15 protein-coding genes are annotated in these 16,566 nt (G+C 37.6%); 2 read left to right on the top strand and 13 right to left on the bottom strand.

Features of this window, described 5'->3' with window-relative positions; all coding sequences use genetic code 11:
- Positions 1 to 18: 18 nt before the first annotated feature.
- The 13 genes from ruvA to C3K47_RS01855 form a co-directional block, all read right to left on the bottom strand.
- On the bottom strand, positions 19 to 618 hold the full coding sequence (gene ruvA, locus C3K47_RS01915; protein WP_103787378.1) for a Holliday junction branch migration protein RuvA: 600 nt from the start codon (positions 616 to 618) through the stop codon (positions 19 to 21).
- 192 nt (positions 619 to 810) lie between these two features.
- Entirely contained in the window at positions 811 to 3,090 is a 2,280-nt protein-coding gene (locus C3K47_RS01910; protein WP_103787377.1) for an NADP-dependent malic enzyme, read from the bottom strand.
- A 233-nt stretch (positions 3,091 to 3,323) separates the two neighbouring features.
- Positions 3,324 to 4,775 (bottom strand): LysM peptidoglycan-binding domain-containing protein, encoded by a 1,452-nt coding sequence (locus C3K47_RS01905; RefSeq protein ID WP_103787376.1) that lies wholly within the window; start codon positions 4,773 to 4,775, stop codon positions 3,324 to 3,326.
- Between the two features lie 201 nt (positions 4,776 to 4,976).
- Complete coding sequence (gene gatA / locus C3K47_RS01900; protein WP_103787375.1) at positions 4,977 to 6,410, bottom strand: Asp-tRNA(Asn)/Glu-tRNA(Gln) amidotransferase subunit GatA; 1,434 nt, start codon at positions 6,408 to 6,410, stop codon at positions 4,977 to 4,979.
- Positions 6,411 to 6,464: 54 nt separating this feature from the next.
- Positions 6,465 to 6,683 carry a Sec-independent protein translocase subunit TatA/TatB gene (locus C3K47_RS01895; protein ID WP_103787374.1) on the bottom strand — a complete coding sequence of 73 codons (219 nt, stop codon included), beginning with the start codon at positions 6,681 to 6,683 and terminating at the stop codon, positions 6,465 to 6,467.
- 117 nt (positions 6,684 to 6,800) lie between these two features.
- Positions 6,801 to 8,096, bottom strand: a complete 1,296-nt coding sequence (locus tag C3K47_RS01890; RefSeq protein ID WP_103787373.1) for a murein hydrolase activator EnvC family protein — start codon at positions 8,094 to 8,096, stop codon at positions 6,801 to 6,803.
- Between the two features lie 9 nt (positions 8,097 to 8,105).
- Positions 8,106 to 8,897, bottom strand: coding sequence for a DUF4292 domain-containing protein (locus tag C3K47_RS01885; protein ID WP_103787372.1), 792 nt, complete (start codon positions 8,895 to 8,897; stop codon positions 8,106 to 8,108).
- The gene (locus tag C3K47_RS01880) at positions 8,875 to 10,629 is read right to left on the bottom strand and encodes a tetratricopeptide repeat protein (protein WP_103787371.1); all 1,755 of its coding nucleotides are present in this window, start codon (positions 10,627 to 10,629) and stop codon (positions 8,875 to 8,877) included. The genes C3K47_RS01885 and C3K47_RS01880 overlap by 23 nt, the downstream gene beginning before the upstream one ends.
- A gap of 45 nt (positions 10,630 to 10,674) precedes the next feature.
- Positions 10,675 to 11,109, bottom strand: a complete 435-nt coding sequence (dut, locus tag C3K47_RS01875; RefSeq protein WP_103787370.1) for a dUTP diphosphatase — start codon at positions 11,107 to 11,109, stop codon at positions 10,675 to 10,677.
- Positions 11,110 to 11,124: 15 nt separating this feature from the next.
- Positions 11,125 to 12,582, bottom strand: a complete 1,458-nt coding sequence (locus C3K47_RS01870; protein WP_103787369.1) for a lipopolysaccharide biosynthesis protein — start codon at positions 12,580 to 12,582, stop codon at positions 11,125 to 11,127.
- A gap of 15 nt (positions 12,583 to 12,597) precedes the next feature.
- On the bottom strand, positions 12,598 to 12,885 hold the full coding sequence (locus C3K47_RS01865; protein ID WP_103787368.1) for an acylphosphatase: 288 nt from the start codon (positions 12,883 to 12,885) through the stop codon (positions 12,598 to 12,600).
- Positions 12,886 to 12,893: 8 nt separating this feature from the next.
- Complete coding sequence (gene idi / locus C3K47_RS01860) at positions 12,894 to 13,409, bottom strand: isopentenyl-diphosphate Delta-isomerase (protein ID WP_103787367.1); 516 nt, start codon at positions 13,407 to 13,409, stop codon at positions 12,894 to 12,896.
- Positions 13,410 to 13,448: 39 nt separating this feature from the next.
- Positions 13,449 to 14,603, bottom strand: a complete 1,155-nt coding sequence (locus C3K47_RS01855) for an amidohydrolase family protein (RefSeq protein ID WP_103787366.1) — start codon at positions 14,601 to 14,603, stop codon at positions 13,449 to 13,451.
- A gap of 115 nt (positions 14,604 to 14,718) precedes the next feature.
- Between C3K47_RS01855 and rlmN the strand changes: the two genes are divergently transcribed.
- Both rlmN and C3K47_RS01845 read left to right on the top strand, forming a co-directional pair.
- Positions 14,719 to 15,789, top strand: a complete 1,071-nt coding sequence (gene rlmN / locus C3K47_RS01850; protein ID WP_103787365.1) for a 23S rRNA (adenine(2503)-C(2))-methyltransferase RlmN — start codon at positions 14,719 to 14,721, stop codon at positions 15,787 to 15,789.
- 58 nt (positions 15,790 to 15,847) lie between these two features.
- Positions 15,848 to 16,546 (top strand): ComF family protein, encoded by a 699-nt coding sequence (locus tag C3K47_RS01845; RefSeq protein ID WP_103787364.1) that lies wholly within the window; start codon positions 15,848 to 15,850, stop codon positions 16,544 to 16,546.
- The last annotated feature ends 20 nt before the right edge of the window (positions 16,547 to 16,566 follow it).

Below are 16,566 nucleotides of genomic sequence, written 5' to 3'. Positions count from 1 at the left end.
ATTCAATTTAAAAATTTATCAAAGATTTTTCAGTGACTCTTTAATCAAACCTTCAACTGACAAATCCCCGTTGGCTTTCCTTAATATATTATCAATCACCTTTTCTGCTGAGTTTTTTACAAAACCAAGCATAACCAAGGCTGTTAACGCTTCATCTCTTATACTATTATTCTGTGGAAGCTGAATCAGGGAGTTTCCGACTTCCTTCTTCAGTTTATCCTGCAGTTCAAGCACCAACCGTTGTGCAGATTTTGGGCCAATACCCTTTATGCGTTGAATTTGAGGCACATCCCCGTTAACAATGGCTTGCTCAATTTCTGGCGGCGTAATAGATGAAAGCATCATCCGGGCCGTATTTGGGCCAATTCCAGAAACAGATATCAAATGTACAAAAAGCCTTTTCTCTCCTTCCTCTGCAAAGCCATATAATGTATGTGCATCTTCCTTAATACTTAAATAAGTATGCAGCTTAAGCAGTGACGATCCATTTCCGCCTACATCCGGAATTTGAGAATACGTATTTAACGAAATATGGATATGATAACCAACACCTGACGCTTCAATAATTACATAGGTGGGGCATTTATAGGCTAATTTTCCGTGAATGTAGGCAATCATAGTAGTAAAAAGAGTTATACCGGCAAATTATCAAACTATGCCAGCCTAAAAATAAAAAGATTATTGATTATACTTTATTGTTGGCTTAAAGGTTACTTTGGAGATGATTATATAAAATAAAATCGGTAGCTAATTTATGGATTCTTGGTTAAAGAACCCTATTAACTACCGGATTTTAATTATGACAGAAGATTACTTTGCCAGTTGCTCACGTTTCTGTGCATCAACAACGGCAACAGTTACCATATTTACAATTTCACGAACCGAACTGTCCATTTGAAGGATATGTACCGGTTTGTTTAAACCTAATAAAATAGGACCTACAGCTTCGGCTCCACCAGCTTCTTGCAGCAATTTATAGGCAATATTACCTGATTCAAGGTTAGGGAAGATCAGTGTGTTAGCAGGCTCGTCGGCTAAACGTGAGAATGGAAAATTGGCTTTCATCATCTCAGGGTTCATCGCAAAATTTGCCTGAACTTCACCTTCAACAAGCAGATCAGGATGTTGCTGGTGCAAAATTGCTGAAGCATCACGCATTTTCACGGCACTTACGCCATCATTGGATCCAAAGTTAGAATATGACAATAAAGCAATTCGTGGTTTAATATTGAATGCTTCAACTGCTTCATTCACCAATAAGGTTATATCAACAACTTCCTGAGCTGATGGATCCACATTTACAGTGGCATCAGCAAAGAAAATAGGTCCTTTTTTGGCAAGCATCATATACATACCAGCCACGCGCTTAACACCTGGGCGAGTTCCAATTACCTCCAGTGCTGGTTTCACTACGTTCTTATAACTTTTTGTTAAGCCTGAGATCATTGCATCCGCTTCTCCCAACTCAACCATTATTGATCCAAAGTAATTACGATCCCGCACCATTTTGCGAGCATCGCTAAGGCTTACTCCTCTGCGCTGACGTTTTTTATAGATAATCTCAGCATACTCCTGCAATTTATTCTCATTTGCAATCGGATCAATGATGGAGGTTGTACCTAAATCAAGGTTATTCTCTGCAATGATCGCTTTGATCTTGTCGATGTTACCCAAAAGAATTGGAATAGCAATACCTTCATCCTTAACGATCTGCGCAGCTTTTAATACTTTGTAATTATCAGCTTCTGCGAATACTACACGTTTAGGCTGAGTTTTAGCGCGCATTGCAACATTGCGCATCAATTTATCGTCAAGACCCAAACGTTTTTTCAAGCCCTCTACATATCCATCCCAATCGGTAATTGGTTTACGAGCCACACCCGAAGCAATTGCAGCTTTAGCTACAGCAGGAGCCACATGAGTGATCAGGCGCATATCCAATGGTTTAGGAATAATGTATTCCTTGCCAAAAATGATATTGCTTTGGTTATAGGCCAAGTTAACAGCCTCCGGCACAGGCTTTTTAGCCAACTCGGCTATGGCTACTACAGCAGCCAATTTCATTTCCTCGTTAATCTGAGTAGCCAACACATCCAATGCTCCGCGGAAAATGTAAGGGAAACCAAGAACGTTATTTACCTGATTAGGATAATCAGAGCGGCCGGTAGCCATAATAATATCGTTTCTGGTTTGAAGAGCCAGTTCATAACCAATTTCCGGATCTGGATTTGCCATTGCGAAAACAATCGCTTTAGGCGCCATTGACTTTAACATTTCAGGTTGAACCGTTCCGGCTGTAGAGAGACCGATAAATACATCAGCATTTACCATGGCTTCTTCTAAAGTATTAATATCTGTACGTTGTGTGGCAAACTCTTTCTTTGAATTATCCAATCCTGGACGATCAGCACGAATAACTCCTTTTGAGTCGGTCATTACAATGTTTTCCTTGCGAGCGCCTAATGAAGCGTATAAACGGGTACACGACATTGCCGCCGCACCAGCACCACAAACAACAATTTTAACATCCTCAATCTTTTTATGCTGTAATTCAAGGGCATTCAACAAAGCTGCCGCAGAAATGATAGCAGTACCGTGCTGATCATCATGCATTACCGGAATATTCAGTTCTTCTTTTAATCTGCGTTCTATCTCAAAACATTCCGGAGCTTTAATATCTTCCAGGTTAATACCTCCGAAAGTCGGCTCCAGTGCTTTAACTGTACGTACAAATTCATCTACGTCAGTAACATTTAATTCAATATCAAAAACATCGATGTCGGCAAATATTTTGAATAAAACGCCTTTGCCTTCCATTACCGGTTTACCGGCTTCAGGACCAATGTTTCCTAAACCAAGTACTGCAGTACCGTTACTGATAACGGCAACCAGGTTTCCTTTGGCTGTATATTTATAAACATCGTCTACATTTTCTGCAATTTTTAAACAAGGTTCAGCCACACCTGGGGAATAGGCTAACGATAAATCGCGTTGAGAGTTGGTGGCTTTCGTAGGAACTACTTCTACTTTTCCAGGACGGCCAATTGCGTGGTAGTCGAGCGCATCCTGTTTACGAGTGGTCTTACTCATTTAAATCAGTTTTTTTTAGTGAATCGCCAAAATTAAAAAATAAGCTAAAAAATCACAGATTTATATTTTATTATCCGATTTTTTTTAATTTTTTCAATACAAGTTAGGAATCTTAATTATCCTTTATAATAATTTAATTTAAAAACCTTATTGATCATTTTATTTTTGCATTAAATTTATACTAAAAAAGCTCCTTACAGGAGCTTAAATTACTATATATAGATTTTCTTTCCTTAACCAACCTTTAACGTGGTTCCTGGTTTTATGCTTTTAGCATTTTTAATCTTATTAAGTTTTTTAAGTTTTTCCACGGTCATGCCGTCAAACTTTTCAGCGATGGTCGATAACGTATCTCCGGGCCGAACTTTGTAAGTACGAGATGCCTTTTTCTCTTTTGAAGCCGCTAAAAATTCTTTGTTAGAAGAATATACTTTGATACGCTGGCCGTAGGCAATGTGGCTGGAGTGAAGTCCATTCCATTTTTTAAGGTCAGAAACAGAACATTTATGCTTGCTGGCAATTGACCCGAGATTATCACCATATTTAACTTTATAATAATTTACCGAATGGGTACCTCTTCTATTTTTTAGTAAGCGAACAAATTCATCATCCGTTTGCCATCGCTCGTTCGGGGCCGAATACTTACCTAACTTAACAAAACATTGTTCGAGCTGACCGGCATCTAAGCTTGCAAAATACTCTTTTGCTGGTTTAGGAAGCACTAACTCTTGAGGAGTTGTGGCGTTTGCATTTATTATATGCTTCCGGTACTTCGGATTAAGGAAATTCAGTTCTTCTGGCGTAACATTTAGCACTCCTGCAATTTTAGCTAAAGAACAAGCCTTATCAACCATAACAGTATCGGTTTCAATACTGAATTCACAGGTTTCTAAAGCAATATTATGCTGAGGAGCATAGGTCATAATATAAGTGGCAGCAATAAATGCGGGAACATAATTTGCAGTTTCACGTGGCAAGTAAGGTCGTATATCCCAAAAATTAGCACTTCCACCTGCCTTTGCTATTGCTCTGTCGACATTGCCGGGACCACAATTGTAGGCAGCTATTACAAGCAACCAATCGCTGTAACGATCAAATAAATCGCTTAAGAACCGTACAGCAGCAATAGTTGATGCAACAGGGTCACGCCGTTCATCGATATAATAATTAACATCCAGATCATACATTTTACCTGTGCCGTACATAAATTGCCACAAACCAGTTGCACCAACTCTTGATACAGCAGTAGGCTTTAACGTAGATTCGATTACAGGAAGATATTTCAATTCGAGGGGTAAGCCTTCTTCCTTTAAGAACTTTTCAAAAATTGGAAAATAGTATTGGCCTATTCCCATCATTTTCGACACTAAACTTCTACGTTTAAAAGCATACAGATCAATATGATTTTGAACCAATTCATTATAGTCGAGTGGAATTTGACTTTTTATAGAGTCTAATCGAAGTTTATAGATATGATTTTCGAAATAGGGAATTTCAGAAGGATCGGAGGGCAAAACAAATAAGGTATCTGTAGTAGAACAGGCCATCGACTCAGCAATCGCGCCTGTATCTCGCCCGACAGGGTGCATCGACTTAAAAGCCTTACAAAGTTTTGGAACCACACCATTTGCCAAAACAGCAGATGACAAGATAATAAAGCACAACGAAAGTAAATTTTTCTTCATCTGTTATCTGATTTGTTTCATTTTCATCAATTGCCAACGGCAAGAAACGAACTAAGTTAAATACTATTCCTAAACCAAAATATTCAGGAACAAAACAAATTGTAAAACGATGAATGTTAACTGTTTGTTACGTTGCTTTGAATAAAAAAATCACCCGAACAAACAATAAACTTCAACTTGTTAAATATCAGCTATTTTAAGTTAAGCTTTTTTATTAATATTTAAAAGGATTTTTGAAAAAGAAAGTAAACCAGCCTCATCGAATTTCTTTCCGATCAATTGTAAGCCAATAGGCAAATTGTTTGAATGCTGGCCAACAGGAACAGATATAGCAGGTAATCCTGAAAGTGAGGCCTGAACAGTGAAAATATCTTCAAGATACATCACTACCGGATCTTTTAACTTCTCACCTAAATTCCAGGCTGTTGTAGGTGCATTTGGAAGGAGGATAAAATCGTATTTAGAAAGAATTTCATTCAGATTATCCATGATCATGCGACGAACCCTTTGAGCTTTGGCATAATACGCATCATAATAACCTGCACTTAAAACAAAAGTGCCAAGCATAATGCGGCGTTTTACCTCCAGACCAAAACCTTCGGTGCGGGATTTTTTATAAGTAGATTCCAGATCTATTGCTTGAGGACTACGATACCCATAGTGCACACCGTCGTAACGAGCAAGATTAGATGAAGCCTCTGCAGTTGTTAAAATATAGTAAGTAGGAACCACATAGTCTAACAAAGGAAAATGGGCTTCTTCAACAGTATGACCATCTGCACGCAACAAATCAATATTTTGCTGCATTAATGCTCTAATTTCAGGGTCAAGTCCTTCGCTATTCAACGTTTCGTCTAAATAAGCAATACGGGCTTTCCCGTTAAAGTTTAGCTCATTCGAATAGTTTGGAACAGGGATCGATGTGGCCGTTCCATCGTATTCATCTTTACCGGCAATTACCTCCAATAACAAGGCAGCGTCTTCAATCGACTTCGTAATTGGGCCTACCTGATCAAATGAAGAAGCAAAAGCAATTATTCCATGGCGGGAAACACGGCCATAAGTAGGTTTCAAACCAACAACTCCGCAAAAAGCAGCGGGCTGGCGAACCGAACCTCCTGTATCAGTGCCAAGAGCTGCAAGACATAAATCGGCTTGTACAGCTACAGCCGAACCTCCTGATGACCCACCTGACACTTTTGTAGTATCAGCGGCATTTAAAACCGGGCCGTAATAAGAAGTCTCGTTCGAACCTCCCATTGCGAACTCATCGCAATTCAAGCGACCGATTATGATGGCATCTTCAGCCAATAATCGCTCAACAACTGTAGAAGAGTAAATGGAAGTGAAACCTTCTAAGATCTTAGAAGAAGCAGAAACCTTATGATTTTTATAGCAAATATTATCTTTTATACCGATAACCATTCCGGCAAGTTTCCCGGCTGTCCCATTCTTAATTTTTTTATCAATTAACTGTGCTTTTTGAATGGCTTCATCAACAAATACTTCAACAAATGCATTCAGATGTTGATTAGCATTAATACGGTGGAGATAATTATTTACAAGCTGTTCAAGCGTTAAACTACTAGTAGAAATAGCTGCCTGAACAGCTGCTAAAGAATCGTAAGATTGCAAGGTCTAAAAAATATGATCTTTAAACTGGGAAAAATAAAGTTTTAAAAGAAGAAACTATTGTTGTTCTTTTTTTGAAGGCTCAGGATTATTCATACTGTCCTCAATCTCCTGTTTAATACCGCTAGAGGCATCTTTAAACTCACGAATCCCTTTACCTAAGCCACGAGCCAATTCAGGTAGTTTTTTGCCACCAAATAACAATAAGATAGCAAACATGATAAGAATAAGCTCTCCCGTACCTAAGTTTAAAAACAACAAACTGTGATTTAACATCTCTTTAATTTTTTGGCAAATATACGATAATTATTTTTTACGTCCTTATTTTTAGACATTTCTACCAAACAAACGTAGTGCGGCATTATGAAGATTAAATGAATTTAACTTCCAAACCTAATTAGCCAACCAATACTCCGGATTAAGTGCCGTGGCTCCTTTCCTTACCTGGAAATTCAATTCAGAGTTTCCTTCCGCATCAGTAGAAACTGTTCCAATGGCTTGTTTAACACCTATCATCTGTCCTTTTGAAACTGAAACGGATCGCAAATTTGAATAAACGGTAAAGTATTCACCATGACTGATCAATATTGCATATTCTCCAAACATTGCTGTTACGGCAACCACCTTGCCTCCAAATACAGCTCTTACCGAAGCCCCTGAGTTGGTTTTGATATCAACACCGTCATTATTGATCTCCACTTTCTCTAATACAGGGTGCGGATGAACACCAAAGCGTTCCACAATAATACCTTTCTCTACCGGCCAAGGTAAACGCCCGCGATTACTTTCAAAATCAGCTGTTAATTTAGCGCCTTCTGGAGTTGATGAAAGTACAGAAGAACCAGAAGATGTTTTAGGGGTAGTAGTAGGAGCCGTTGTTCCCTTTGCCTTTGCTTCTGCTTCCGCTTTACGACGAGCTTCCTCTTCTGCTCTTTTGCGCGCTTCTTCAATTTCGCGACGAATAATATCCTGTATTGCTTTGTTTAGTTTTTGTGCTTCCCGTTGTTTTTTGGCGATCTCCTGGCGCAAGACTTTCTCGCGGCTTTGCAACTGACCTACAACCTGCGTTTGCTTTTGCTTTTCTTTTGTAAGCGTGGTCTTTTCTTTCTGTTCTTCGCCCAAAAGACTGTTTTTATCTTTTTTATCGGTATTGAGCTCCATTACCTTAACATTTAAGGCACGTTTGGTGCGTTCAATGTATTCGGCCTGTTTACGACGGTATGTACCAAATTGCTGCAAATACTTCATCCGCTTATAAGCTTGGTTGAAATCATTTGCGGCAAAAATAAACATCAATTTATTGTAGGCACTTTGATTACGGAAGGCAAACAATACCATACTCGAATATTCCTTCTTTAAAAGTTCGAGCTGTTGCTGCAATGAGGATATGTTTCTATTCTTCTCAACAATTTGAGTAGAGATAACTTTTATTTGGGTATTAATATTAGTAATTACCTTTTCACGCGTTTGAATTTGGCTATTAAGCACCCGTAAGCCTTTAAGCGAAACTGCCTTTTTCTCTTGAGTTTGCTTCAGAATTTTATTGGTATATTCAATATCCTGATTCAGTTGCTTTTTCTTCTTTTCCAATTCATCACGAGACTGGCCAAAAGCAATGGAACTTATACCTAATAGAATGAGGCATACAAATGCGCAATAAAAATCTTTTTTATTAAGAAGCAACTTCATTATAACAACTTAATTAAATCGTTTAGGTACTGAAAATGGGAATTCTAATGGCTCGTTTACTGTAATTTTGTTATACCGCAGGTAAACGCCCAGTTTCTTATCACCCGTTTGCGAAGATATAGATAATTCCAGCGGCACCAAATTGGAATTATAAGTTGAATAGTTGCCGTAAGAAACAATCAGATGTTGATCAGGAGAGCTGTTATCTATAGAAAAATTATCTGTTTTAAACTGATTATTATAGTTGAATTTATACTTCAAGCCTTCTTGTTCTCCAGTGATGATGTAAAATAAATCCTCAATTTTAAAATCATCTTTTGAACTCGAAAAATTTCGCACCTTATTACCCACCAAAATTGCCTGAAGAGTTTTAAAATCAACTTTTTTATTGGTCAGCTGCTGAATATAGTCAAAACCTTTATTGATATAAGAGTTTTTACCCAAACGCACTAACACTTTAACACTATCAGGGGTAATAAAAGCCCGGGCAGCTTCAAAGCCAAAAGCAGAAACGGATGCCCAAATAATTTCATCTTTTTTTATGCGAAGATTTATCGTGGCGTTATCATCACGTCCATCTGTAGAAATAACCGCTTTAGCCTTTCCACTGAAATAGTCAAACGCAAGCTCAGCGCTATCCGATTGTTTTTCGAATCTAATTTTTGCTTTTTCAAGCTCGGTAAGCTCTTTTTTATTTAAGGGGCCTGTTTCAACAATTGCCTTTTTTGGCCTGCAGGCAGAGGTAAATAACCCCAAAACAAGTAATATGAGAATGAACTTATTCGTGTAAGGCTTGATCATTTATTTTTCTTTCTAACAACTCTGATTTACTACCGTATTCTTTTGCTTTTTTCCAATATGACAAAGCCTCGTCTTTATTACCCAACTTAAACATAATGTCTCCATAATGCTCAACTAGCGTGGCGCTTTTAGCAACATTATTACTTAAAGCCTTTTCGATCCACACTTTTGCTTCCTGATAACGTTCTAAACGATACAATACCCAACCGTAAGTATCTTCATATGATGTATTATTAGGTTCAAGTTGAATTGCCCGACGCGCCATCCGTTCCGCCTTCTGAAGGTCTTTGCCCCGCAAACTTAAGTAATATGCGTAATTATTCAATACAAGCGGATTATTAAAATCAAGCAATACTGAATTCTCATATGCTTTATCCGATTCAGGGTAATTGCCCATGGCATGATAAGCATCGCCAATATTAGCATAAAACTGGGCCGATAATTCTTTATTATCTTTTGACAACAAAAGCCCCTTATTATATAAAACTATTGCGTCTTGATTATTGCCCGTTTGCGATTTTGCAATGCCAGCAAAAAGATACAACAACACCTTATCAGGAAAATATCCTATGGCGGCAACAGTGGTTTTCTCTACTTCACTAAAATTATTCAAACTAAGTTGTACCCTTGCCAACTGTTCCCATACAGTGTAATTGCTTTTATCGTTCGCTAATGATTTTTTATACAGTTCACAGGCTTCTTTCTTCTTATCCTGTATCATCATAAAATCAGCGCGAATAGCATATACCTGCGCATTGTAGGGATATTTATCGATCAATAAGGCTGAAAGGACTAATGCCTCGCCTTTTACTGCTTGCTGGTTATTATCAGTGTAGTTATTGTAAAGTATTCTGATCTTTGAATCCACATCCACCTCATCAGAGATGAAAGCCTTCTTTACAGCATCAAAAACCGCAGTTTTATTTCCCTTAATTTTATAATAATCAGCCAGCGCTAAATGTAAATAGCCATTATCTGGGGCTATTCGCATTGCCTGTTGGTATTTTTCCAGCGCCTTGTCATAAAAATTATTCGATTCATATAACTCTGCCGCCATCAGGTAATACCGAACTTCATCAGGATAGCGTTTTATCAAACCCTCCATTTCCCTAACAGCGCTTTGCAAATCACCCTTTTTCAAATAAACCCGTTGACGTTGCAAAATCAGGTCATCACTATAACCAAAACGTCTTTCAATTTTAGTATATAAGACTAAAGCTTCGTCAATCCGATCGGCAAATATTAAGGCATTAGCCTGACTGTAATAAAATTCTTCCGACTGAGGTTTAAGGCCGATCAATACTGAATAGGTGTCAGCAGCCTTGCTGAACATATCCAGCTGTTGTTGTAAACTGGCCTTAAGCTGGTAATACCAAACCTGTTCCTTATTATATTGAATAGCTTTGTTGATAGCAATTAAAGCAGATTCATTTTGTTCGAGTGCCTGATAAGCAAGCGCCAATTCATAATAAGCAGCTTCGTTAGTATTATCAATATCTAAGCAAAGTAGAAAATTTCGGATGGCGTTATTGGTTTCCCCAAGTGTTTTTTCACGCAAACCACTTAGGTAATAATATTTTACCCTTGCGCTGTCAGAAGATGTAAGCACTTTACCGGATGATGGTGCATTAGGACGCACTGATTCCTTTCTGGCCGCCTGACCATAAGAAACCTGAATAGCTGCTGTTAAAGTTATTACAGATAGAATAACTTTCTTCTCAAAACCCATCATTTAGCAATAACGTAATATGAATCAGACTATTGCACCGCCCCAAATTTATTGAAGACCGGTATGTCCGTAACCTCCTGCTCCACGCTCGGTAGTTGAAAGAACTTCAACCTCAAGCCATTCTGCCTGCTCATGTCTTGCAACAATCATTTGAGCAATACGGTCTCCACTATTCACCTCAAAGTTTGTATCTGATAAATTTATTAATAAAACTTTAACTTCTCCACGGTAATCTGCGTCAATAGTACCGGGTGAATTTAAGACAGTGATGCCGTGCTTTAATGCCAAACCACTGCGAGGACGAATTTGGGCCTCAAAACCAACCGGCAATTCCATAAATAATCCGGTTGGAATTAACTTACGCTCAAAAGGTTTGATAATTATTTGGTCCTCAACAAAAGCGCGAAGATCCATTCCTGCTGAAGCGACAGTTTCGTAAACCGGTGTTGGATTATTAGATTGATTGATAAGTTTTATTTGCACGTTCTTTATCTCCTTTTAAGCTTTAATAAGTTTTTTAAAATTATCCTTCTCTTTCATAAATACAAAACCCAGGAACAAGATAACAAACAGGTTTCCTATAAAAATGTTGTTATGAAATCCAAGTTGCAAAACAATTACCGCAACTGCCGACAGCGACATGTAAATCAGTGCCTCTTTTAACTGGTAAGGAATAGGATAGTTTCGCTGACCTAATACATACGACAAAATCATCATCGCCATATAGGCAAATAGACTTGTCCAGGCAGAGGCTATATAACTGAATTTTGGAATGAACAGAATATTTAATGCGATAGTTATAAATGCCCCAACTGCCGAAATGTATAATCCGTATTTAGTTTGATCTGAAAGTTTATACCACACGGACAAGTTCATATAAATACCCAGACAAACATAGGCAAAGAGCAGAATCGGCACCACGGGAAGTCCAACCCAAAAACTTGAACCTATGAAATGTTTAAGAATATCAATATTGGCCATTAATCCTACATTAATTATGCAAACCACGATAATGAAGTAATGCATAATGGTAGCATAAGTTTTAGGTGCATTGGCATTTTTAGCATGACTAAAAAAGAAAGGTTCGGCACCCAACCTGAAGGCCTGAATAAAAATATTCATGAAAATGGATAATTTACAGCAGGCACCATAAATACCCACTTCCTTAGGGTCTAAATAACGATCGAGTAAAATTTTATCAAGATTTTCATTAATGATGAATGACAGGTTGGCAACCAGAATAGGCCAACTATAACTCAACATGGTAGATAAAAGCTCAGTACTAAATTGAAATTTCACCTTTAAAATTTCAGGCAACAGCAGTAGTAAGGTGATTATGCTTGCAATAAGGTTTGCCAGAAAAACATATCCTACCCAATTATGCTGAACATTTATGAATAACTGATAACCGGGAAGTTGTTTCTTGATCATCAAAGGAACCACAAAAATAAAGAACAGGTTTAATCCGATGAAAGTTCCGATGTTCACAATTTTAACCATGGCGTATCGGGTAGCTCTGTCGTCGGCACGTAGCTTTGCAAAAGGAATAACACAAACTGCATCAATTGCCAGTATCCAAATAAAGTAACGAACAAAAGGCAGATAATCAATTGAAGTATTATCTGATTGCAGCCAATTCGCAATGTATTGGGAAGATGACAACCCTAATACTAAAAATGCAATTGCAACAGCTGTAACTCCCCAAAAAGAATTGGAATAAACCTTTTCTTTATCCTTTTCTTTTCCAAGAAACCTGAAATAGGTGGTTTCCATTCCAAAAGCCAGAATTGCATTAACAATGGATGCCCAGCTATACAGGGTAGTAAAAATACCATAAACAGCTTGCGAGTAAATTTTGGTATATATAGGAGTTAAAAAGAAGTTTAGAATACGGGTAGCAATATTGCTTAAGCCGTAAATTGCCGTTTGGCCAACGAATTTTTTTAAAACTGACAAAGCTGCTCTTAAATTTTAGAAGCCAAAAATAGTCTTTTTTCGAACTTCGAAAGTTTTAAAATCTTTAAGTTCCCCTTCTAAAATATGCACTTTGTCAACAATGGCTCTTGCTGGTCCTTTTTTGCACCATTCAACCAATTGATATAATTTTTCGGTTAAACCTTCAGCCTCTATATAAACAGAACCATCTTTTTGATTTTCTACAAATCCTTTTAATCCCAAACTAACAGCTACATCCTTTGCACTGGCTCTAAAATAAACGCCCTGAACTTTACCTTTAACTGTAATACTAAGATGTTTCATGATTCGCCTTAACAATTTATAAGCGTTGAAAGATTTGGAACAATTTCTTTAAACCATTCGGTATAATTTCGAGGATTTAAATTGACATCGAGAACCAACTCTTCAAGTGATATCCATTTAAAATCTTCTGCCTCTTCAGGATTTGGTTCTACCAAGCCATCATACTCTCCCACATAAACATAATCAAGCTCGTGCTCCGTTAAGCCATTATCAAACGCAGCCTTGTAGATAAACTTATATTTAAATGAAACTGCGCAATCAAAACCCATTTCTTCCTTAAGCTTTCTATGAAGTGTTAGCTCCAGATCTTCTCCTTTTAAAGGGTGACTGCAACAGGTATTTGTCCACAATCCGCCCGAATGGTACTTAGCTTCTGCTCTTTTTTGAAGCAGAAGTTCACGCTTCATATTAAAAACAAAAATTGAAAATGCGCGGTGAAGCAACCCTTTTTCGTGCACCGAAAGTTTATCACCGTAGCCGATAATAGTATCATTCTCATCAACCAACAAAAGCTGCTGTTGCATTTATATTTATTTAGATTTTTAAATTGATCCCTTATACCCTTAACAAATCTTACTAACTGTTGATTGACCGGTTAACAATAATTTTCCCGTTTTAGCATCATACGTATAATTCTTGATAAGGTTTAAGCCCGGAATTTTCCCCTTTTCTATAGTCCCCAATTGATCCCAGCCAAATAATTCTGCACCATTTTTACATGTCCAGATAAGCATAAGTTCTAAATCAATCGAAGAAAAATGACGCGAAATTGTTTTCATTTCTTCTAAAATTGACAATTGTGTATTTGATGCCAAACTATCGGTCCCTAATACTAATTTCAATTCTTTTTTAACAAACATGGAAATATCAGGAAGACCATTTTCGATATACAAATTAGCATTTGGACACAAGCACCAGAAGTTTTCACCCATAGCTTCAACGTAATCAACGTCGTCTTCAGCAGTAAAAGTATTATGCACCAACAGCTTTCGACCATTTCCCATCCAATTGAAATAGGTTGTTAGTGAGTTGTTTCCACTCGGATTAAAAAAAGATATGTCTAAGTTGAATCCCTGATAAAGTTTTAGAAAATCGCCTGTTTTATTGATATAAAAGGCATTCTCTTCCTTTGATTCTTGGTTGTGAATGGAAAGCAATTGTGTGTTATCAATTAACTCAAAAAGCTTTTCCGAAACAGAATAAGGAGCATGAGGTGTAATGGAAGCTATTTGAGGAGCCTGGGCCAACAACTCTTCGGCCCTATTGTAAATTGATTCAGCATTGGCCGGGTTAAAACCGAAAACCTCTATAAAAGTATGATAGTTTACGCGCTGTTTTCTTTTTTGATCAAACGTATAGGACGAATTAGAGATATCTCCAACTCCCACGATTCCGTTTTGAATCATTTCATCTTCTGCCGCTTCAATTGCTTTTAAGATCTCCTCTTCTTTAGCCTCCCTAAACTGTTGCACATTTTGAATAAAACCAACCAATCCGGTTCTTTGAGGAAGTTTATTTCTTAAATGCGATAATTCAAGGTGACAATGAGCATTAATAAAACCGGGACAAATTATTCCTGAGAAAAATTCAACGTCTAAACTTGGCTCATTACCAGGTAAAACATCGACAACTTCATTCTTATCGTTAATTACAATCACGCCGTTTTTAAGCGGTGCCCCAGATAGTGTATAAACCCAATCGGCAGAAATTTTTCGCATGCCCCAAAGATAAGACAGAACCACGGAGAAACTTAGAAGCTACGTAATTTATGTACCTTCAACCGGAAAGCTAAAATTTAAAACCTCAAATTAACAAAAACCGTATCTTTGCGCCATGGAAAAGGCTTTGGTTAAGAAGGATATACGCGCATACTCACTCGAGGATTTAAAAAAACTGTTTACCGAAATGGGAGAACAGGCATTTAGAGCAAAACAAGTTTATGAATGGCTCTGGAAAAAATCGGCATGGAGTTTTGAGGAGATGACCAATCTCTCGAAAGAACTGCGTGAAAAGCTTAACCTAAACTTTACTATTAATGCCGTTAGCCTTCACAAACAGCAAATCAGCTCCGACAGAACCATTAAAAATACATTTGCTCTTTATGATGGGAATATAATTGAAGGTGTTCTAATTCCTACAGAAGACCGCATGACTGCTTGTGTTTCATCACAAGTTGGCTGCAGCTTAACCTGTAAGTTTTGCGCCACCGGTTATATGGATCGTAAACGAAACCTCAATGCCGATGAAATTTACGACCAGGTTGTTTTGATTGATAAGCAAGCCCGCGAAAATTATGGCATTCCGCTTTCAAACATAGTTTATATGGGCATGGGTGAACCTTTGCTTAATTATAGTGGCATGATGAAATCGCTTGAACGATTAACGGCTGAAGATGGTTTGAATATGGCCGCCAAGCGTATTACAGTTTCTACGGCAGGTATTGCTAAAATGATCCGAAAACTTGGCGATGATAATGTGAAGTTCAACCTGGCGCTATCTCTTCATGCCGCAAATGATACAAAACGTAATGAGATCATGCCGATCAATGAGCAAAACTCATTAAATGCTTTGCGCGATGCCTTGAAATATTATTTCTCGAAAACCAAAAACCCGGTTACTTACGAATACATCGTTTTTAATAATTTCAACGACTCTTTACAGGATGCCAAAGAGCTAGCTGCTTTCTGCAAACATGTTCCTTGTAAGGTTAATATAATCGAGTACAATCCAATTGCATTTGCAGATTTCATAAATACTGAAGAAGACAAATTGGAAGCTTTTGCAAATTACTTACGTAAAAACAATGTAAATGTTCATATCCGCAGAAGTCGCGGTAAAGATATTGATGCCGCTTGTGGACAATTAGCAGTAAAAGAAGGACAAGAACTAAAAGATCAAGCCTAAACAATTACCTGATTTATTCTACGAAAATTCTAACTTAGGAATACATACTTCCTATGCTATGAATTTCTTACAAGAGTATTTCAACGATTTTCTATCGTTGGTATTTCCTGAACTATGCCAGGCATGTGGCAACAATTTGTTCAAAGGTGAAGAATCAATCTGCATCTATTGTCAACAACACTTGCCTTACACCAACTTTCATCTGGATATAGAAAATCCGGTTGCTAAGCAGTTTTGGGGCAAGGCCAAAATTGCAGGAGCGAGTGCCTGTTTTCATTTTAGAAAAGGAGGCAAAGTTCAAAATCTCTTACATCAACTTAAATACAAGGGAAGGCAAGAGGTTGGTATAAAAATCGGGAAAATATATGGCTATCAACTTTTGTATTCAAGTCCCTTTAATAAAGCAACTGTAATAATACCTGTGCCATTGCATAAGCAGAAACTTAAAAGCAGAGGGTTCAATCAAGCTGAATGCTTTGCCAATGGTTTATCAGAAACGATGAAGGTACCTGTAAACACCAGCGCACTGTGCCGTGCACAGTCTAATGAAACACAAACAAAGAAGACACGATATCAGCGTCATCTAAATGTTGAGCAAATTTTTAAATTAAATAATGCTCAGGACCTAATTGGACAGCATATTCTATTGGTTGACGATGTTGTTACCACAGGATCAACACTTCTATCCTGCATTGAATGCTTACATACCGTGCAGGATATTCAAATTAGTGTTGCCACAATTGCTTACGCTAAATAAAAGATTGTTTAAACATATAA

This window comes from Solitalea longa (assembly GCF_002920915.1).
In the GTDB taxonomy this organism is placed as follows: domain Bacteria; phylum Bacteroidota; class Bacteroidia; order Sphingobacteriales; family Sphingobacteriaceae; genus Solitalea; species Solitalea longa.
The sequence above is the reverse complement of the archived record's forward strand: the minus strand, read 5'-3'. Positions and strand labels throughout refer to the sequence as shown.